The organism is Nitrospira sp. BLG_2, from assembly GCF_049222245.1.
In genome coordinates, this window is sequence record NZ_JBLYIG010000050.1 from 1 (window position 1) to 3,192 (window position 3,192).

The 3,192-nt window shown below is 52.2% G+C and carries 3 protein-coding genes; 2 read left to right on the plus strand and 1 reads right to left on the minus strand.

Going from position 1 to position 3,192, the window contains the following annotated elements:
• Nucleotides 1–93: 93 nt before the first annotated feature.
• A complete protein-coding gene (locus ACOSYY_RS01445) occupies nt 94–828 on the plus strand; it encodes a Crp/Fnr family transcriptional regulator (RefSeq protein WP_421660476.1) in 735 nt (244 codons plus the stop codon).
• 458 nt (nt 829–1,286) lie between these two features.
• Here ACOSYY_RS01445 and ACOSYY_RS01450 read toward each other — a convergent pair whose 3' ends face one another.
• Nucleotides 1,287–1,853, minus strand: coding sequence for a hypothetical protein (locus ACOSYY_RS01450; RefSeq protein WP_421660477.1), 567 nt, complete (start codon nt 1,851–1,853; stop codon nt 1,287–1,289).
• A gap of 328 nt (nt 1,854–2,181) precedes the next feature.
• Here ACOSYY_RS01450 and ACOSYY_RS01455 point away from each other — a divergent pair, with 328 nt between their 5' ends.
• Nucleotides 2,182–2,901 (plus strand): tetratricopeptide repeat protein, encoded by a 720-nt coding sequence (locus ACOSYY_RS01455; protein WP_421660478.1) that lies wholly within the window; start codon nt 2,182–2,184, stop codon nt 2,899–2,901.
• Nucleotides 2,902–3,192 lie beyond the last annotated feature (291 nt).

The following is a 3,192-nucleotide window of genomic DNA, read 5'->3' on the forward strand; positions in this document are numbered from 1 at the left end:
TTCGGATTCCTAATTCAAGATACAAAGAACCGAGGTGTTGCGCAAGGGTTTCTCCCATTGCGATAGTATCTTCAATGACTGAGGATCACCGGTATGGAACTACAAAACCTCTTTCCGAAACATAGTATCTTACAAAACCTCCTGGCATCGGAGCGCGAGCTGATCACCCGGTCGTGCGAAACCGTTGACCTCCACCTCGGTGACATTATTGAAGAAGCCGGTCGCCCGATTCAATTTCTTCACTTTCCGATTAATTCGGCCATTAGTCTGACCAATACGCAAGACCAGGAACACATTGTCGAAGTGACCGTAACGGGACGCGAAGGGTGTAGCGGGTCGTCCATCGTGTTGGGCGATGACCGGTCACCCTGCTTAGCGATGGTCCAAATCCCCGGCACCGCCATCCGTCTTGCGGCGGCCGTCGTGATGGACAAGCTCACGAGTCTGCCTTATCTACACGCGGCGATGGCCCGATATAACTTACTCATAATGAATCTTGCCGTTATCTCCGTCGGGTGCAGCCAATTTCATTCTCCGGCTCAACGACTGGCCCGCTGGCTCAAAGCCCATTGGCAACGAACAGGGTTGGAGACGTTTCCGTTCTCCAGTGACTTCCTGGCGCTCCAAGTGGGGGTGGATTCGGCCATCGTGAAAGAAGCACTGAAGGACTTTCAGAAGCAAGGGCTCCTAGAACTGGGGCTGAATCGAGTCATCATCGCCGATCAGGACGGACTCGAAGGGGAGGCGTGCCGCTGCTATACCTTAGCCAAAGAATCGGTGGAGGAGTACACCGGTGCGTTGGGGAAATTGGCTAAGAGTCTAGGTTAAGCGACGAGGGGATAAACGGGGGGAATAGATTGCGGTGAACCACGGTAAAGGACGGTAAAGGCGGTAGAGGACGGTATTCTGGTGAGCAGGGGAATCGCCAATGTTAGAGCAGTGTTCCGAAGTTTTTCGCGGAGTTCGAGGTGTTCCACTTCGGGATTTGCAAGACCGGCACGTTCGGCCGCTCCGTCACCCCTCCATACCTCGCTTGACCCGACCGGGAGCCCTATGATGGTTCTTGGCGACGAAAAATCCCCGGACGGCGGTTACGGGTTCCGTTAGCCTTGGTAAACACCCATTCGATTGTCTTTGGGAGTCGTTGTAGGACTTCGCGTACGAGCAAGCTCATCGGGATCATCCTGGGCTTGGAGTTTTTCGCATAGGCCGCTTGCATCGCGAAGCAGCGGGGATTATCAATCTATAGGCAAGACGGTCGTTCTGAAAAAGATCACGTGAGAGGATCACGCCTTCGTTTCAAGATTCACAGTGAGAATGCATCCGGGTATCAAGGCTTCCACAATGTCGTGCTTCTCGGTTGGGAGCCCGACGGTTTCTACCTCAAGGGGCAACACGATATCGGAAAACGGCAGGGCACATCGAGAAAAATTCAAGAATAAAACCTGCAATTCTTCAGGTATGACGGGATTACTCGCCAACTCTTCGATTATTGTCAGCATCATTCTACTTGGGAGCACGATGTGGCCGCTCGCAGTCCGACCAAATTGAATTGGTGAGGGTTTTCGCCGAAGCTCATCATCATAGGGGTCTGCCGGCAAAGGTGAAACGAGCAACAATGAGACCGCAGGGCTATGGGACGGAAGTAAGATGAAACGACCCAAGATAACATCGCCATTATCATTTACATGGCCTTGGGACTGCAAAACATTCATCACGTCACCGGCAAAGGCCTCCCCATCGTCCTGAGGTTCCACAAGGCCGTGTTCCACCATAATCTCAGCCATGTGCGCAAACATCTCTCCCATAGCAGCGCTGCTGTATGGAATCATTTTCCGACCGTTGCGTGCCATCTCCACTCCCGTATTGCCGATCTAACAAGCATAACAGTGGAGTGTCAAGCCACTGCAGACAGAGTTGCTGTGGTCATCGTGATCACAATGCGCCATTGACCATGCGGCGCGTACGCATCGCTCACCGCCTGACTCATACCTCGCAAATTCTTTTTTGAAGGCGTGATGTTGGGAATGACGCCGCCACTCGATTCTCGGCGACTGCCCCGAGAAAGGCCGGCTGTCCCTTATCAGTATTCATACCAGATCGCCATCTTCTCCCAACATAGTACAATACGAGTAGAATTCTCATTCCTGTGAGGTGATTATGCCCTTCAGAAGTGGTCTTTTGGCGGCTGCTGCATTCGCATGTGCTCCAATCATATTCGTTCTGTTACTTGCAGTGGGTTGGGCCGGATTTTCCGAAGGCTATGCGGCGTATTCAAGCGGTGACTATGTCACGGCGATGAAAGAATTTCGTCCGTTGGCGGAGCAAGGTTCGGCTCATTCCCAGTGGTTCATTGGCCAGATGTACGAGCACGCATATGGTGTCCCAAAAGATTATGCGGAAGCCGCTCGCTGGTATCAGATGGCAGCCGAGCGTGGTCATAGTTCAGCGCAGAACGATCTTGGAGCGTTTTATAGGTGGGGAGCCGGTGTGAAGCAAAATTATCAAGAGGCAGCCAAATGGTATCGTCTGGCCGCTGAAGATGGCCTGTCATCCGCTCAATTTAATCTGGCCGAATTATATGCAGATGGACATGGACCCAGAGGCGGCACCGAAGACTTATTTGAAGCCCGTGTCTGGTATCGGAAGGCCGCCGCGCTTGGTCACGCCAAGGCAATCGCGGCTTTAAAGTTTAAGTTTAATGAAACAGCTGACCAGCCTCGATTACTAGACAAGACCATCGATACCTGCGTTCGCGAAACACGAAGAGGCAACGCGGAAAGTAAGTTTGATGCGTATCATTATGACAACTCCGTGAATATGTTTGGCACGGAAACGGACCGTTTTACGTTCAGGGAATGCATGACACAAAATGGTTTTCCAATGGATGCTTCCCAGTGACAATGCTGTTCTTCCCGGTCGTCCCCCGACATGCCATAGCGTGTTATTGTCGTCTGACGATCCCCTATCACCTCTTGATCAGTACTGCAGGGAAAACTTGATAACGTGACGTTTCGGAAACAGGCAGTGTTGGTGATTGGCCTACAACCGAGTTTTGCGGTGCCGGAAGTGATCGTCAGTGGCCTCGCGACTTTAGCCAGAGGTTCCTGAGGCAACTCCCCCTTAGTACCACACGGCAGCTTCCTACTCATTCGCAATCGCTAGCATTTTATGATACACTCCGCTCTCACC